Below are 14,591 nucleotides of genomic sequence, written 5' to 3'. Positions count from 1 at the left end.
TCGGTCATCGACCGAGGTCGGGCGCGGTCGTAGTGTCGAGGGAACGCACGACAAGTGTCACCCTCGAAGGAGTAACCCGTGGACCGCACCCTGTTCGAACCCGAGCACGACCTCTTCCGCGAGTCGTACCGCAAGTTCCTGGACCAGCACGTCGCCCCCAACCATGCGCGCTGGGAAGAGCAGAACATCGTCGACCGTGACGTCTGGGTGGAAGCTGGCAAGCAAGGCTTCCTGGGAACGGCAGCGCCCGAGGAGTTCGGCGGCGGCGGGGTCAAGGACTTCCGGTACAACGCCATCGTCACCGAGGAAACCACCCGCGGCGGATACAGCGGAATCGGGTTCACCCTGCACAACGACGTCGTCGCGCCCTACTTGATCGAGCTCACCAACGACGAGCAGAAACAGCGCTGGCTCCCCGGATTCTGCTCAGGCGAACTCATCACCGCGATCGCCATGACCGAGCCCGGTACCGGCAGTGATCTGCAGGGAATCAAGACCCGCGCAGTTCGCGACGGGGACGAGTGGGTCCTGAACGGATCCAAGACCTTCATCACCAACGGCATCAACGCCGACCTCGTCATCGTCGTCGCGTGTACCGACCCGGAGAAGGGTGCGCAGGGCTTCAGCCTGCTGGTCGTCGAACGCGACATGCCAGGCTTCGAACGCGGACGCAACCTCGACAAGATCGGCATGAAAGCCCAGGACACCGCCGAGCTCAGCTTCACCGACGTTCGAGTCCCCGCAGCCAACCTCCTCGGCGAAGAAGGCATGGGCTTCATCTACCTGATGCAGAACCTGCCGCAGGAGCGCCTGTCGATCGCCGTCGTCGCAGCCGCAGCCATGGAATCCGCGCTGGACATGACCATCCAGTACTGCCGGGACCGCAAAGCGTTCGGCAAGTCCATCGGCAAATTCCAGAACACCCGCTTCGTGCTCGCCGAACTGGCCACGGAAACGACCGCGACACGCATCATGGTCGACAAGTTCATCGAACTCCTCAACGCCGGCACGCTCACCGTGCAGGAAGCCGCCATGGCGAAATGGTGGACAACCGAGAACCAGGTCAAGCTGATCGACAGATGCCTACAGCTGCACGGCGGCTACGGATACATGAAGGAATACCCGATCGCCAAGGCCTACATGGATTCTCGTGTGCAGACCATCTACGGTGGCACCACGGAAATCATGAAGGAGATCATCGGCCGAGGACTGGACCTCTGACCCCGTCGTAACCCCGAGAGCGCGCCGCCGCACCCCCCCTGAACGGAGCGAACGTGACGTTCGGTCACATCAAGTGACCGAACGTCACGTTCGCTCCATGTCGGTACCGGGTGGTGGAACGAGCGCTGTTCAGAGCTTGCGCATCACGGTGACGACCTTGCCCAGGATCGCTGCGTCGTTGCCGGGGATGGGCTCGAACAAGGGGTTGTGCGGCATCAACCAGACATCACCCTTGGTTCGTTTGAACGTCTTGACGGTTGCTTCGCCCTCGATCATGGCCGCGACGATGTCGCCGTTGTCCGCGACGCTCTGCTGACGCACGACAACCCAGTCTCCGTCGCAGATCGCGGCATCGATCATGGATTCGCCGACGACTTTCAGCAGGAACAGGGACCCCTGGCCCACCAGTTCGCGGGGGAGCGGGAACACGTCTTCGACGGCTTCCTCGGCGAGGATGGGTCCACCCGCGGCGATTCGTCCGAGAACGGGTACGAAAGTCGGCGTGGGCAGCTGGTCCTCGGACGGAGCAGAACCGTCGGCGACTGCAGCCGCGTGATCCGCTTGCACCTCGTCGAGCCCCCGCACATCGACGGCCCGAGGACGATTGGCGTCTCGGCGGAGGAAGCCCTTGCGCTCGAGCGTGCGCAGCTGGTGTGCCACGGACGATGTGGACGTGAGCCCGACGGCATCGCCGATCTCGCGGATGCTCGGTGGATATCCCCGCTCGGTGACCGACGCCCGGATCACCTCGAGCACCTTGCGCTGACGCTCGGTGAGTCCGGCGTTGATATCCGTTCCCTCGCCCTCGAACGCCTTCGCCGTCGGCACGGCAGCAGGCTTGCCCGCCGCAGCCTTGCCGGCCGCACTTTTCGTCGCCGCGGTTTTCGGCGCAGCGGGCTTCCCAGCAGTCTTACCGTTCGACCCCGTGCCATTCGACCCCGTGCCATTCGACCCAGTAGAGGTCTCGTCTTTCATTCGTGCGTCCTCCTGCGTGATGCGTGCGTGTGCCGGAACTCGAACGTGCTCGAAGACCAGAACGCGTGGGATGGATGTGACGTGTGGTTTCTGACACGAACTTAGCCCGTAATCGCTGTTGGATCAAACATCTGTTCGATCCGTGTCGCGTTTTCTACTGACTTTGTCGGAGGTGCGTGATAGAACTTTCGAACAAGCGTTCATCGAACGCCTGATCGAATAGCGTTCGAATCCACGTCTCGTTCGACACCGGAGGTTCCGATGAGCATCACCACCGAGCGGCCCGTCCGTACGGAGCAGCACCAGCAGACTCGCCGTGCTGTCAGTACCCGTCAGACTGCGTCGCAGCGTCGTGCGGCGATGCAACGTCGGCGTCGTGTCGGCGCGTCCGCGGTGCGCGGCGGCCAGCACGACCGGCGGGCCGAGGGGTGCGCGGACCAGGCGCATCGTAGCCAGCGCATCACCGTGCTCGGCGCGGTGGCGGGAGTGGTGGGGACCGCACTGGTGCTGTTGGCGCTCGTCGGAATGGCGAACCTGCGCGCATCGTCGCTCGAATCGGTTTCTGCGCCCTCTGTTGCCACGGTCCAGGTCCAGAGCGACACGGTATCGGGCGACACGGTCTCGAACGGCACGGTCGTCAGCAGCACAGTAGGTCCGTAGCGCTGTGTTGTGTCTGCCTCGTCTGTCAGGGGACGGAGCCGGTTCGGTTCCGCTCCGAGTATCCTCGAAGCCTGCGCCTCCTGTGTGCCGTTCGGGGGTGCGTGACGGCTACGACGGAGGCTCAACCATGCATTGCCCGTTCTGCAGGCACCCCGACTCGCGCGTGGTGGATTCGCGGGAAGCAGACGAGGGCCAGGCTATTCGTCGTCGTCGTTCGTGCCCGGAATGTGGACGTCGGTTCACCACGGTGGAGACGGCGGTGCTGGCGGTGGTGAAGCGCAGTGGGGTGACGGAGCCCTTCTCTCGGGAAAAGGTAGTCAAGGGTGTGCGACGCGCATGCCAGGGCCGCGATGTCGACAACGATGCGTTGAATCTTCTGTCGCAGCAGGTCGAGGACGCGGTTCGAGCGTCGGGATCGGCCGAGATCCCCAGCCACGAGGTCGGTCTGGCCATTCTCGGCCCCCTGCGTGACCTCGACGAGGTCGCGTACCTGAGGTTTGCGTCGGTGTACCGCTCGTTCAGCTCAGCCGAGGATTTCGAAAAGGAAATCCTCGATCTTCGTGCGCACCGGCAGGCTGCGGCGGTCGACTGACGCTCGCCGGGTCACGATCGTGCCGCGACCTCCATGGCCCGCACGAGACGCTTCTCCGACACCGGATAGGCCGTGCGGATGCTCTGCGCGAACAGGCCGACTCGCAGTTCTTCGATCATCCAGAACACATCCTGCACCGCTGAAGTGTGGTGCTTGGTCTCCGGTAGCGAGCGGAGCATCCTGTCGTATGCCTCGTACACGCGGTCGAGGACGTCCATCCCTGCATCGTCACGTCCGGCACTGCTCGGCAGAGATTTCAGGCGTGCCGTCGCGGCGTCGAGATAGCGCGGGATATGGACGAGGCGCGTCGATCCGAACTCGAACACGAAACCGTCGAACACCAGTGAGGACAGCTGTTCTCGTACATCGTCGGCCGCGTCGCCCTGTAGAGGATCCAGTACGGAACGCAGTTCCAGTGCTGCGGTGAGAATCGTCCGGACCAGTCCGAGTATCTCGCTGGTTCGTCGAGCGGTGTCGGCACCGACCTCGGCGGCGAGAGCCGCGAACTTCTCGGGAGACCGGACAGGACCTCCGTGCGCGGTCATCGACTCGTCGACAGCAGTTTTCCTGCAGTCGTCGAGCAGGCTTTCGACGCTGCCGTAGGGGTTCTGGCCGAGGGCCAGTCGTTCACGCGTCGGGATGCCGGCAAGCAACGCCTTCGTGCCTCGTGGTGCCGACTCCAGAAGAAGTGCGCGCGTCCCTTCCCGCATCGCGGCGCGCTGAGCAGCTGGGGTGCTGAGAACACGGACGGCCACGCCGCCGTCCTCCCGGATGAGGGCGGGATATCCGGTCACCGTCTGTCCCGCGACCGATGTGGAGACCGTTGCGTCCAAGGTTCCCAGTGTCGACGACGTCCATGCCAGGGTCGCCGGTCGCTCGGCTGCACCCACCGCGCTCGCGACTTCACGATCGACGCGGGGCGCCAGTGCTTTTCGCAGTGCAACCAGGTCCTTGTTCGATCCGAGCGTCTTGCCGTCGGTGTCGACCGCGACGAACGTCATCCTCAGATGTGCGGGCAGAGAACCCAGATCGACATCGTCCGGGTCGATGCGTGTGGACCCCAGCCGCGAGAGTTCACGAGCCAGTGCTGTCACGATCGGCTCCGAGCGCGGTTTCATCGACGCCAGAGCGGCAGAGGCGAAGTCGGGTGCAGGAACGACGGTGCGCCGTTGGGCCTTGGGGAGAAGTTTGATCAAGGCCGTGACCAGTTCTGCGCGCATACCGGGCACGAGCCAGTCGAACCCAACCGGCTGGACCTGTGCGAGAAGTGCGATCGGGATCCTGGCCGTGACACCGTCGGCTTCGGACCCCGGTTCGAACTGATAGGTGAGGGGGAAGAGGATCTCTCCCTGTCGCCACGCATCGGGGTAATCACCGCCGAGAACCGACGCCGCGTCAGCATTCACCACCGTCTCGGTGGTGAAGTCGAGAAGATCGGGTGTACTCCGGCGAGTTTTCTTCCACCAGGTGTCGAAGTGACGAGCGGACACGGCCTCCGCGCCGATCCGTGCGTCGTAGAAGTCGAACAGTGCATCGTCGTCGACGACGATGTCGCGGCGGCGGGCCTTGTTCTCCAACTCGCCTACGTCGTCCAGCAACTCACGGTTCCTGTGGAAGAACGGGTGCTCAGTCTTCCACTCGCCTTGTACGAGTGCGTGCCGGATGAACAGCTCGCGTGACGCCTCCGGGTCGACGGTGTGATAGTTGACGGGCCTGCCCGCGACCAGTGGGATGCCGTAGAGGGTGACGCGCTCGTAGGCCATTGCGGATTGGCGTTTGGTGGACCAGTGCGGTTCCGAGTACGTGCGCTTGACCAGATGCGGTGCGAGCCTCTCGGCCCACTCCGGTTCGATTCGCGCTGCCATTCGGCCCCACAACCGTCCGGTCTCCACGAGTTCGGCTGCCATCACCCAGCGCGGAGGGTTCTTGAACAGTCCACTGCCGGGGAACACCGCGAAGTGAGTGCCGCGCGCACCGAGGAATTCTCGTTTGTCACCCTCGCGAAGGCCGATGTGCGACAGCAGACCCGAGAGTAGAGACTGGTGCAGAGCTGTCGGGGTCGACGGCGAATCGGGGATGCTCCACCCCATCCCTCGGGTGATCTGCCGCAGTTGACCGTGCAGGTCCTGCCATTCCCTGATGCGCAGGTAGTGCAGGAACTCGGCGCGGCACATTCTGCGGAACTGGTTGGAGGACAGATCGGTTCGCCGGTCCCGAAGGTACTTCCACAACTCGACGTACGCCAGGAAGTCCGAATTGGGGACGGCGAAGCGCGCATGCTGTTCGTCGGCGGCCTGCTGGTGTTCGGTGGGACGCTCCCGTACGTCCTGGATGGACAATGCCGACACGACGACGAGAGCATCGGCGAGTGCCCCGGTGTTGTTGGCTTCCACCAACATCCGACCCATTCGAGGATCCACGGGCAGAGCCGCGAGCTCGCGCCCGATGGGCGTGAGCTCCGATTCGCCGGTTCCGCTGGACGGTTTCAGCGCACCGAGCTCCTCGAGCAGGCCGATTCCGTCGCGAATGCTGCGGGGGTCGGGCGCTTCGACGAACGGGAACTCCTGGATCTTCCCCAGACCGAGGGACGTCATCTGCAGGATGACCGACGCCAGGTTGGTCCGCAGGATCTCCGGCTCGGTGAACTGGGGACGGGACTCGAAGTCGTCCTCCGAATAGAGCCGGATGCAGATTCCGTCGGCGACGCGTCCACACCGGCCTGCCCGCTGCCTGGCGGACGCCTGGGAGATGGGCTCGATCGGCAGCCGTTGGACTTTGGTCCGTAGTGAATAGCGGGAGATGCGTGCTGTTCCAGGGTCCACCACGTACCGGATGCCCGGAACCGTCAACGACGTCTCCGCGACGTTGGTGGACAACACGACTCGTCGGCCCGTGTGCGGGGTGAACACTCGATGCTGCTCGGCCGCCGACAGGCGCGCATACAGTGGCACTATCTCGGTTCCGCGGAACTGTCTCTCGCGCAGCGCATCCGCGGTGTCACGAATCTCGCGCTCGCCGGAGAGGAACACCAGGATGTCGCCGTCGCCCTCGCCGATCAGCTCGGCGACGGCGTCGCACGTGGCGTCGACGGGATCGAGATCCACGGTGCTGTCGTCGACATCGATGGACAGCGGACGGTACCGCATCTCCACGGGGAACGTGCGGCCGGACACTTCGACGATGGGCGCCGCAACGCCGTCCCGTGCGAAGTGCTGGGCGAACCGTTCCGGGTCGATGGTGGCGGAGGTGATGATCACCTTCAGATCCGGGCGGCGGGGGAGGAGCTGAGCCAGATAGCCGAGGATGAAGTCGATGTTGAGGCTGCGTTCGTGTGCCTCGTCGATGATGAGCGTGTCGTACTGCCGCAGAAGACGGTCACGTTGGATCTCGGCCAGCAGAATGCCGTCCGTCATGAGCTTCACGAGCGTCGAATCCGACGACTGATCGGTGAACCGGACCTTGTAGCCCACCGACTCACCGATCGATTCGCCGACTTCCTCGGCGATGCGTTCGGCGACGGTCCGTGCTGCGAGACGACGAGGCTGCGTGTGCCCGATCGATCCTCTGATGCCGCGTCCCAGTTCCAAGCAGATCTTGGGTATCTGTGTCGTCTTGCCCGATCCCGTTTCACCGGCAACTATCACGACCTGGTTGTTCGCGATGGCGTCGGCGATGTCGTTCTTGCGGAGACTGACAGGCAGTGACTCGGGATACTCGATACGGGGCAGCGCCGCGCGCCGGTTCGCGACGACCGCTTCCGCCTTCGCGACCTCACGTTCGACGGTGTCGACGGCGTCGGGTGTGCGGGCGCGGTCGAGTCTGCGACGCAGCCGGTGTTCGTCCCGAATCGAGACGTCGGCCAATCTGGTCGACAGTGCGCGACGACGTTCTGCGGTGGATGAGGTAGACATGCTGGCACAAGGATAGTTGCTGCAGCGTCCGCGGTGTCGGCGCGGTACACACCGATGGGTCGTCGGCCTGTGCAAAGATCGGCTATGCCTACCGATTCCACGTCGATAGTAATCAGAATTGCGAGGGTCGGGTTCGCTCTTCTGACAGCCGCAGCCCTGGCGACGATTCTCGCGAAAGGTGTCGGGACCGAAGGTTTCTCGGTCGCGAACTATTTCAGTTACTTCACCGTCCTGAGCAACGTGCTGACCGTCGTGGTGCTGGGTATCGGCGGCATCGTCGATCCTCCAGGCGAGGGATGGCAGTTGTTCCGGGGTGCCGTGACGCTGTACATGGTGATCACCGGGATCATCTATGCCGTTCTTCTGGCGAACATCGACGTCGGTGTCGCGGATCCGTGGACCAACAACGTGGTGCACAGAATCATGCCGGTGGTCCTGCTTCTCGACTGGGTGATCGTTCCCGCACGCAAGCGGATCTCGGAGGCGCGGTCTCTTCTGTGGCTGCTGTTTCCCCTCGTCTACGGGATCTACAGCCTGATTCGAGGCCCGATCGTCGACTGGTACCCCTACCCGTTCCTCGACCCCCGAGGGCAAGGTTATGTCGCGCTCGTCATCGGACTGGTGGTGCTGACCGTGGCATTCGTGTTGATGGCACTCGCCGTGAACGCCGTCGGCCGACTCGGCAGCAGATGGCGACTCGGCAGTGGCGCGGACGACCGCAGTGACTAGGCTTCGGAGCATGTCTTCCGCGACCGAACCGAGTTTCGAATCCAGACACTCCGCGCTGTGGCACGGTTTCGCCGACATGGGCGCAGTCACCGCGTCCGGGCCGTTCGTCGTCGCCCGCGGTGACGGCGCCTACATCTACGACCGCGACGGTAACGAGTACCTCGACGCCACCGCCGGACTCTGGTTCACCAACGTCGGGCACGGTCGTCGCGAGATCGCCGACGCGGTCGCGACCCAACTGTCTTCTCTTGCGCACTACTCCAACTTCGGAGACTTCGTGCCGGAGACCACGTCGGTCCTCGCCGAGCGTCTCGCCGAGATCGCACCGGTCGCAGGCAGCAAGATCTTCTTCACCTCGGGCGGATCCGACTCGATCGATACCGCGGCCAAGCTGGCTCGGCGCTACTGGCACGAGGTGGGCAGGCCCGAGAAGACGCTGATCGTGGGGCGGCAGAAGGCATATCACGGTATGCACGTCGCAGGTACCTCTCTCGCCGGCATTCCGGTCAACCACGAGAACTACGGCACGCTGATGCCCGACGCCAGGACTGTCGCGTGGGACGACGCGAAGAGCCTGTTGGCGCTGATCGAGGAAGTGGGGTCCGACAAGGTCGCTGCCTTCTTCTGCGAACCCATCATCGGCGCCGGTGGCGTCTACCTGCCGCCGGACGGCTACCTGGCGGAGGTCAGGCAGATCTGCCGAGACAACGACGTGCTGTTCGTCGCGGACGAGGTCGTCACCGGGTTCGGCCGGATCGGCGGATCGTGGTTCGCGTCCTCTCGGTTCGATCTCGCACCGGATCTGATGACCACCGCCAAAGGGCTCACCTCGGGATACGTTCCGATGGGCGCAGTGTTCATCGCCCCACAGATCGCCGAGCCGTTCTTCGCAGGCGGAGCCTGGTGGAGGCACGGGTACACCTACGGCGGCCACGCCGGTGCGGCCGCCGCGGCCCTCGCCAACCTCGACATCGTCGAACGCGAGAACCTCCTGCAGGAATCCGCCCGCCTGGAGTCGTCGTTGCACACCTACCTCGCGCCGCTCGCCGATCACCCGCGTGTTCAGGAAGTGCGCAGTGGGCTCGGTGCGGTGGCGGCGATCCAGCTCGCCGATCCAGCCGAAGCATTGCCGTTCGTCAAGACACTCCGCGAGCACGGAGTGTCCGGCCGCGCAGCCGGACAGGGAGCCATGCAGATCTCGCCGGCGTTCGTCATGACCGACGCCCAGGTGCAGGAGCTCGCGACTCGAATTCTCAGCGCGCTCGGCTGAATTTCGCCCGAAGGCGCTGCCCGCGAGTCGGTGTGGGCAGCGGCGGCGGCGGTTCGGTTTCCGCAGCCTCGGCGAACCGACGGTGCAACTGCGCGCGCACCTCGTCCGGTGCGTAGGCGCGGCGAGTGCGCTCCGACTTCACGACGAGTGCTCCGGTTGCCGCAACACCGACGACGCCCGCAAGGCCGAGTACCTTCCACAGCTTCATCGCCTCACCGTACTGGGATCGGGGGCCGGGAGTGGAGCCGGCAGGAACGACCCAGGAAGGCCGGGAGTGGAGCCGGCAGGAACGACCCATGAAGGCCGGGAGTGGAGCCGGCAGGAACGATCCCTTTACGCTGGGTCTCATGACTGTTTCGTCGATTTCGCTCGACACTGCTGTCGATGCCACTCGGACCGGTGACATCTGGATCTTCCGTGGGCATTCGGCGGCCGATCGTGCGATACAGACGTTGACCAACAGTCCGGTGAACCACGTCGGAATGGCCGTGGTCGTCGACGATCTACCCCCGCTGATGTGGCATGCCGAGCTGGGGAAGACGCTGCAGGACATGTGGACGGGCAACTTTCAGCGCGGGGTCCAGTTGCACGACCTACGGGCGGCGGTGCTGCAGTGGTCCGACAAGTACGCGCAGCGATGCTGGCTGCGGCAGTTGAGTGAGCCCGTGACCCGCGAGCAGGAGGATGCGCTGATGCGCACCATCGCGCGGATGGACGGAACAGCGTTCCCGACGACGGCGAAGTTGGCGGGCAGTTGGTTCAAGGGACGGGTACCGACGTTTCGTCGCCGATCCCGCGAGGACGAGGCCGCCGGATCCGCGGCCCTCGAAACCGCGTATTGCGCAGAAGTGGTTGCGATGACGTACGACTCGATGGGGTTGCTGACGGGCAACAAGAAGGCGAACTGGTTCGACCCCGGAAAGTTCTGGAGCGGCGATCGGATCCCTCTCGTGCCCGGCGTCACGCTGGGCGACGAGATCTTCGTCGACGTGTCCGCTGTCACACGGTGATGGTGTTCTCCGAAACGGTGCGGCCGCCCAGCTCGATCCAGTCACCGTCGCGACCGGTGACGAGAACGGAACCGCGTCCCTGAGCGACGACGAGTCCTCGTCCGAGTACTCCGGTGATCCAGACTGCCGCCGAGCCGGTGGCCTCGTCCTCGGCAATTCCCATGCTGGGTGCGAACATTCGTGACCTGATGTGCCCTGCGCCTTCGTCCGTCCAGGCCCAGGCGTAGTGGTGATCCTCGGTGAACGACGCGGCATCGAGTTCGTCGACGTCGGCAGCGGAGTCCAGGTGATGCTCGACGAAGTGGGGCGTCCACTCGGGCTTGGCTCTGACCCAGGACACGTCACCGTCGTAGCGGACCGCGAGATCGGAAGCGGGAACGGTCAACACGTTGATCGGGGTGCCCTGTGCGCGCAGCCACCACGACAGTCCGACCGTGGGATGCCCGGCGAACGGCAGTTGCTGCGCCGGGGTGTAGATGGTCGCCTCGGCGCGAGCCGGATCGCTGGAACTGCGGCTGTAGAAGATGGTTTCGCTGAATCCCAATCGATGCGCCAGTGCCTGTCGTTCGTTCTCGGGGACGTCATGGGCGTCGACGATTCCCAGGGGATTGCCGTGGTTGCCGTCCTGATCGGTGAACACTCGCACTACCGACACGTCGATACCCATGGCGGCACAGTCTACGCGAGCGCCGACGAGGACTCCGGGCGAAAGGTGTTGCCGATGAGTTGGCCTAGACTGATCGGTATGTCCGATCAGAGTTATCAGCCGACGCTGTCGCAGTTGCGCGCATTCGTGGCGGTGGCCGAGCACCGTCATTTCGGTACCGCGGCCGCACGGCTGAAGGTCAGCCAGCCGACGCTCTCGCAAGCGCTCGCATCGCTGGAGCAGGGACTCGGCGTCCAGCTGGTCGAGCGCAGCACGCGAAAGGTTCTGGTGACCACTGCAGGCAATCAGCTCCTGGGGCGGGCACGCGCCACTCTGGAAGCGGCCGACGGCTTCGTCACCGAAGCGTCCGGCTTGGGCAGCACGTTGGCGGGCCCGCTCAGGTTGGGCCTCATTCCCACCGTCGCGCCGTACGTTCTGCCTGCCCTGCTGCCGGCGATCGCCGCCGAGTATCCGGATGTCGTGCCGTTCATCGTGGAGGACCAGACCGAACGACTGCTCGCCTCGCTGAGGAGCGGTGCGATAGAGGCTGCCGTCGTCGCCTTGCCGACCGAAGAGAACGGTCTGGTCGAAATCCCTGTGTACACCGAGGACTTCGTCCTGGTCGTGCCGCCTGCCCACGACCTTGCGGGCCGAACCGGGCTCGCGCTGAACGTACTCGCGGGGCAGCCCATGTTGCTCCTGGACGACGGGCACTGCCTTCGCGATCAGACACTCGATCTGTGTCGATCCGTCGACAGCGCGCCGATGTCGAGCGACACGAGAGCCACGTCTCTGGCCACCGTCGTGCAGTGCGTCGCAGGCGGTCTCGGCGTGACACTCGTCCCGCGTTCGGCGGTGCACGTGGAAACGGGCAGGGGAGCACTCGGTATCGGAGAGTTCGCGGACCCCAAGCCCGGTCGCACCATGGGACTGGTCCACCGAGCCTCGAGTGCGCGCGGCGACGAGTATCGAGCGATCGCAGACCTCATATCTCGCATCGGTGCTCGGGTAGCCGGCCCGAATCAGCCCGCCTGAACCACGATCTCGTCGAACACGATCTCACCCGCGGCATTCGATTCCTCGAGGTCGATCGTCCCGACGAGCGACCATCCCTGGTCTCCGTTGGGATCTTCGATGATCTGTCGCACCGTCGTCTCGTCCTTGCCGACGACGAGATCGAACAGGGCCGGGCCCCGCGCCGACGGGCCGGTGCCCATCTCGCCGTACTCCTCGAAGTACGGCTCCAGATCGAATTCCCAGTCGGGGCCGTCGTCGAGCTCGTCGAGAGCATTCCATCGGCGCCCGGCAGCGAGTTCGATGCGCTTGAAGACGGCGTTGCGGACCATGACTCGAAAAGCCCTGGGGTTGGCGGTGATCGGTTTCGGAGAATCCCCGCCGTACGCCTCCGGCCTGGTCTCCGGTTCCTCACCGGGGTCGGTCAGGTTCTCCCATTCGTCGAGCAGGCTGGAGTCGACCTGACGGACCAGCTCGCCCAACCATTCGGTGATGTCCTGCACCTCCTCGGTCCTGGCCTCGGGGGGAACCGTCTGGCGCAGTGCCCGATAGGCATCGGCGAGGTAGCGGAGAACGAGTCCCTCGGAGCGGCTGAGCCCGTAGTGACTGATCAGTTCCGCGAACGTCATGGTCCGTTCGATCATGTCGCGGACGACGGATTTCGGTGACAACGCAACGTCGTTCAACCAGGGGTGGCCTCCCCGGTAGATCTCGAACGCGGGGACGAGGAGCTCGGCCAAGGGCTTGGGCCACGTCACCTCTTCGAGGAGTTCCATCCGCTCGTCGTACTCGATGCCGTCGGCTTTCATCTGCGCTACTGCCTCACCGCGTGCGGCGTGCTGCTGAGCCATCAAGATCTGGCGTGGGTCGTCCAACGTCGATTCGATGATCGACACGACGTCGAGGGCGTGTGTTGCGGATTCCGTGTCGAGCAGTTCGAACGACGCCAGCGCGAACGGAGACAGCGGCTGATTGAGCGCGAAGTCCGGTTGCAAATCCATCGTCAAGCGGGCGTACTTCCCGTCGGCATCCGGTTCGGCCGATTGCTCGACGATCCCGGCGGCAACGAGCCCCCGGTAGAGGGTGATCGCCCGAAGGATGTGTTTGCGTTGGGCGGGGCGAGTCTCGTGACTGTCCTCGAGCAGATGGCGCATCGCGGTGAAGCAATTGCCGGGCCGAGCAATGACATTGAGAAGCATGGAGTTGTTCACCGAGAATCGGGACGTCAGCGGTTCGGGGCTTGCCGCGACGATTCGCTCGAACGTCGGCTCGCCCCAGGACACGAACCCGTCCGGTGCCTTCTTGCGTTGAACGCGCTTGAGCTTCTTGGGGTCGTCACCGGCTTTGGCGACCAGACGTGCGTTCTCGATGTCGTGTTCCGGCGCCTCGACGACGACGGTACCGAGGGTGTCGTATCCCGCGCGGCCCGCGCGGCCTGCGATCTGATGAAACTCGCGGGCGCGGAGTTGGCGGGTGCGCATTCCGTCGTACTTGGTCAGCCCGGTGAACAGCACCGTTCTGATCGGGACGTTGATGCCGACGCCGAGAGTGTCGGTCCCGCAGATGACCTTGAGCAGGCCGTCCTGAGCGAGTTTCTCCACGAGTCGTCGATACTTGGGGAGCATCCCTGCGTGGTGGACCCCGATGCCGTGGCGGACCAGCCGAGACAGCGTCTTGCCGAATCCCGTCGTGAAGCGGAACTGGCCGATCGCATCGGCGATCTGGGCCTTCTCCTGCTTGGACGCGACGTTGACGGACGTCAGAGCCTGAGCGCGTTCGAGAGCAGCTGCTTGTGTGAAGTGGACGACGTACACCGGGGCGAGGTGTGTCTCGACGAGTTCCGCGATGGTCTCGCTGATCGGTGTGGTGACGTACGAGAACATCAGGGGCACCGGTCGTTCCGTCCCGGACACCACCGTGGTGACACGGCCGGTGCGCCTCGTCAGATCGTCCCGGAAGAACGAGACGTCACCGAGGGTGGCGGACATCAGAAGAAACTGTGCGTTCGGGAGTTCGATCAGGGGGACCTGCCAGGCCCAACCGCGATCCGGCTCGGAGTAGTAGTGGAACTCGTCCATGACGACCTGCCCGATGTCCGAGTCCGCGCCCTGGCGCAGCGCCAGGTTCGCGACGATCTCCGCGGTGGCGCAGATGATGGGCGCTCCCGCGTTGACCGAAGCGTCACCTGTCATCATCCCGACGTTCTGAGCTCCGAAGATGTCGCAGAGCGCAAAGAATTTCTCACTGACGAGAGCTTTGATGGGAGCGGTGTAGAACGTTCGCCGCCCTGCTGCCACGGCCGCGAAGTGAGCACCGACGGCGACCATGGACTTGCCCGATCCGGTAGGCGTGGCCAGGATGACGTTGGATCCCGACACCAGCTCGATCAGCGCCTCTTCCTGCGCCGGGTACAGCGCCAGGCCGCGCTCGGCCGTCCACTCCTGAAAGATGTCGAACAGGGTGTCCGGATCCTGCGCCTCGTCGGTGGTGGGATCGGGGACGAGATCGAAGAGGAGCACCCCTACAGGTTATGGGTCGACGGGGACGTCGATGTCACCGGAGT

At 64.5% G+C, this 14,591-nt stretch carries 12 protein-coding genes; 7 read left to right on the top strand and 5 right to left on the bottom strand.

Going from position 1 to position 14,591, the window contains the following annotated elements:
• The first annotated feature begins 78 nt into the window (after nucleotides 1-78).
• Nucleotides 79-1,221 (top strand): acyl-CoA dehydrogenase family protein, encoded by a 1,143-nt coding sequence (locus tag CH289_RS23775; RefSeq protein WP_019664090.1) that lies wholly within the window; start codon nucleotides 79-81, stop codon nucleotides 1,219-1,221.
• Nucleotides 1,222-1,350: 129 nt separating this feature from the next.
• On the opposite strand, the gene lexA is transcribed toward CH289_RS23775, so the two are convergent.
• Nucleotides 1,351-2,049 (bottom strand): transcriptional repressor LexA, encoded by a 699-nt coding sequence (gene lexA / locus CH289_RS23770; protein WP_019664089.1) that lies wholly within the window; start codon nucleotides 2,047-2,049, stop codon nucleotides 1,351-1,353.
• A 408-nt stretch (nucleotides 2,050-2,457) separates the two neighbouring features.
• Between lexA and CH289_RS23765 the strand changes: the two genes are divergently transcribed.
• On the top strand, nucleotides 2,458-2,856 hold the full coding sequence (locus CH289_RS23765) for a hypothetical protein (protein WP_094728721.1): 399 nt from the start codon (nucleotides 2,458-2,460) through the stop codon (nucleotides 2,854-2,856).
• A gap of 127 nt (nucleotides 2,857-2,983) precedes the next feature.
• A complete protein-coding gene (gene nrdR, locus CH289_RS23760) occupies nucleotides 2,984-3,448 on the top strand; it encodes a transcriptional regulator NrdR (protein WP_026347603.1) in 465 nt (154 codons plus the stop codon).
• Between the two features lie 11 nt (nucleotides 3,449-3,459).
• Here the strand turns inward: nrdR and hrpA are convergent, their stop codons facing one another.
• Nucleotides 3,460-7,359, bottom strand: a complete 3,900-nt coding sequence (gene hrpA / locus CH289_RS23755; RefSeq protein WP_179276863.1) for an ATP-dependent RNA helicase HrpA — start codon at nucleotides 7,357-7,359, stop codon at nucleotides 3,460-3,462.
• An 84-nt stretch (nucleotides 7,360-7,443) separates the two neighbouring features.
• Between hrpA and CH289_RS23750 the strand changes: the two genes are divergently transcribed.
• Both CH289_RS23750 and CH289_RS23745 read left to right on the top strand, forming a co-directional pair.
• Complete coding sequence (locus tag CH289_RS23750) at nucleotides 7,444-8,088, top strand: Pr6Pr family membrane protein (RefSeq protein ID WP_019664085.1); 645 nt, start codon at nucleotides 7,444-7,446, stop codon at nucleotides 8,086-8,088.
• A 10-nt stretch (nucleotides 8,089-8,098) separates the two neighbouring features.
• The gene (locus CH289_RS23745; RefSeq protein ID WP_019664084.1) at nucleotides 8,099-9,358 is read left to right on the top strand and encodes an aminotransferase family protein; all 1,260 of its coding nucleotides are present in this window, start codon (nucleotides 8,099-8,101) and stop codon (nucleotides 9,356-9,358) included.
• Here the strand turns inward: CH289_RS23745 and CH289_RS23740 are convergent.
• On the bottom strand, nucleotides 9,342-9,566 hold the full coding sequence (locus tag CH289_RS23740; protein ID WP_019664083.1) for a hypothetical protein: 225 nt from the start codon (nucleotides 9,564-9,566) through the stop codon (nucleotides 9,342-9,344). The genes CH289_RS23745 and CH289_RS23740 overlap by 17 nt on opposite strands.
• A 139-nt stretch (nucleotides 9,567-9,705) precedes the next feature.
• Here CH289_RS23740 and CH289_RS23735 point away from each other — a divergent pair, with 139 nt between their 5' ends.
• Complete coding sequence (locus tag CH289_RS23735) at nucleotides 9,706-10,368, top strand: hypothetical protein (RefSeq protein WP_094728717.1); 663 nt, start codon at nucleotides 9,706-9,708, stop codon at nucleotides 10,366-10,368.
• Here CH289_RS23735 and CH289_RS23730 read toward each other — a convergent pair.
• The gene (locus CH289_RS23730; RefSeq protein WP_019664081.1) at nucleotides 10,358-11,035 is read right to left on the bottom strand and encodes a PhzF family phenazine biosynthesis protein; all 678 of its coding nucleotides are present in this window, start codon (nucleotides 11,033-11,035) and stop codon (nucleotides 10,358-10,360) included. The genes CH289_RS23735 and CH289_RS23730 overlap by 11 nt on opposite strands.
• A gap of 78 nt (nucleotides 11,036-11,113) precedes the next feature.
• On the opposite strand from CH289_RS23730, the gene CH289_RS23725 reads away from it, so the two are divergent.
• Nucleotides 11,114-12,049 carry a LysR substrate-binding domain-containing protein gene (locus CH289_RS23725; protein ID WP_019664080.1) on the top strand — a complete coding sequence of 312 codons (936 nt, stop codon included), beginning with the start codon at nucleotides 11,114-11,116 and terminating at the stop codon, nucleotides 12,047-12,049.
• On the opposite strand, the gene CH289_RS23720 is transcribed toward CH289_RS23725, so the two are convergent.
• Nucleotides 12,037-14,547: a DEAD/DEAH box helicase gene (locus tag CH289_RS23720; RefSeq protein ID WP_094728715.1), complete on the bottom strand. Its 2,511-nt coding sequence runs from the start codon at nucleotides 14,545-14,547 to the stop codon at nucleotides 12,037-12,039. The two genes, CH289_RS23725 and CH289_RS23720, sit on opposite strands and share 13 nt — an antisense overlap.
• Nucleotides 14,548-14,591: the final 44 nt, after the last annotated feature.

This window comes from Rhodococcus sp. RS1C4, assembly GCF_002258225.1.
GTDB lineage: Bacteria > Actinomycetota > Actinomycetes > Mycobacteriales > Mycobacteriaceae > Rhodococcoides > Rhodococcoides fascians_E.
This window is presented reverse-complemented; position numbering and strand designations above follow the sequence as displayed.

Excerpts from the sequence above, each read along its gene's own strand:
- CH289_RS23765 (WP_094728721.1), top strand. The coding sequence starts at position 2,458 with ATGAGCATCACCACCGAGCGGCCCGTCCGTACGGAGCAGCACCAGCAG.
- nrdR (WP_026347603.1), top strand. The coding sequence starts at position 2,984 with ATGCATTGCCCGTTCTGCAGGCACCCCGACTCGCGCGTGGTGGATTCG.
- hrpA (WP_179276863.1), bottom strand. The coding sequence starts at position 7,359 with ATGTCTACCTCATCCACCGCAGAACGTCGTCGCGCACTGTCGACCAGA.
- CH289_RS23750 (WP_019664085.1), top strand. The coding sequence starts at position 7,444 with ATGCCTACCGATTCCACGTCGATAGTAATCAGAATTGCGAGGGTCGGG.
- CH289_RS23745 (WP_019664084.1), top strand. The coding sequence starts at position 8,099 with ATGTCTTCCGCGACCGAACCGAGTTTCGAATCCAGACACTCCGCGCTG.
- CH289_RS23740 (WP_019664083.1), bottom strand. The coding sequence starts at position 9,566 with ATGAAGCTGTGGAAGGTACTCGGCCTTGCGGGCGTCGTCGGTGTTGCG.
- CH289_RS23735 (WP_094728717.1), top strand. The coding sequence starts at position 9,706 with ATGACTGTTTCGTCGATTTCGCTCGACACTGCTGTCGATGCCACTCGG.
- CH289_RS23730 (WP_019664081.1), bottom strand. The coding sequence starts at position 11,035 with ATGGGTATCGACGTGTCGGTAGTGCGAGTGTTCACCGATCAGGACGGC.
- CH289_RS23725 (WP_019664080.1), top strand. The coding sequence starts at position 11,114 with ATGTCCGATCAGAGTTATCAGCCGACGCTGTCGCAGTTGCGCGCATTC.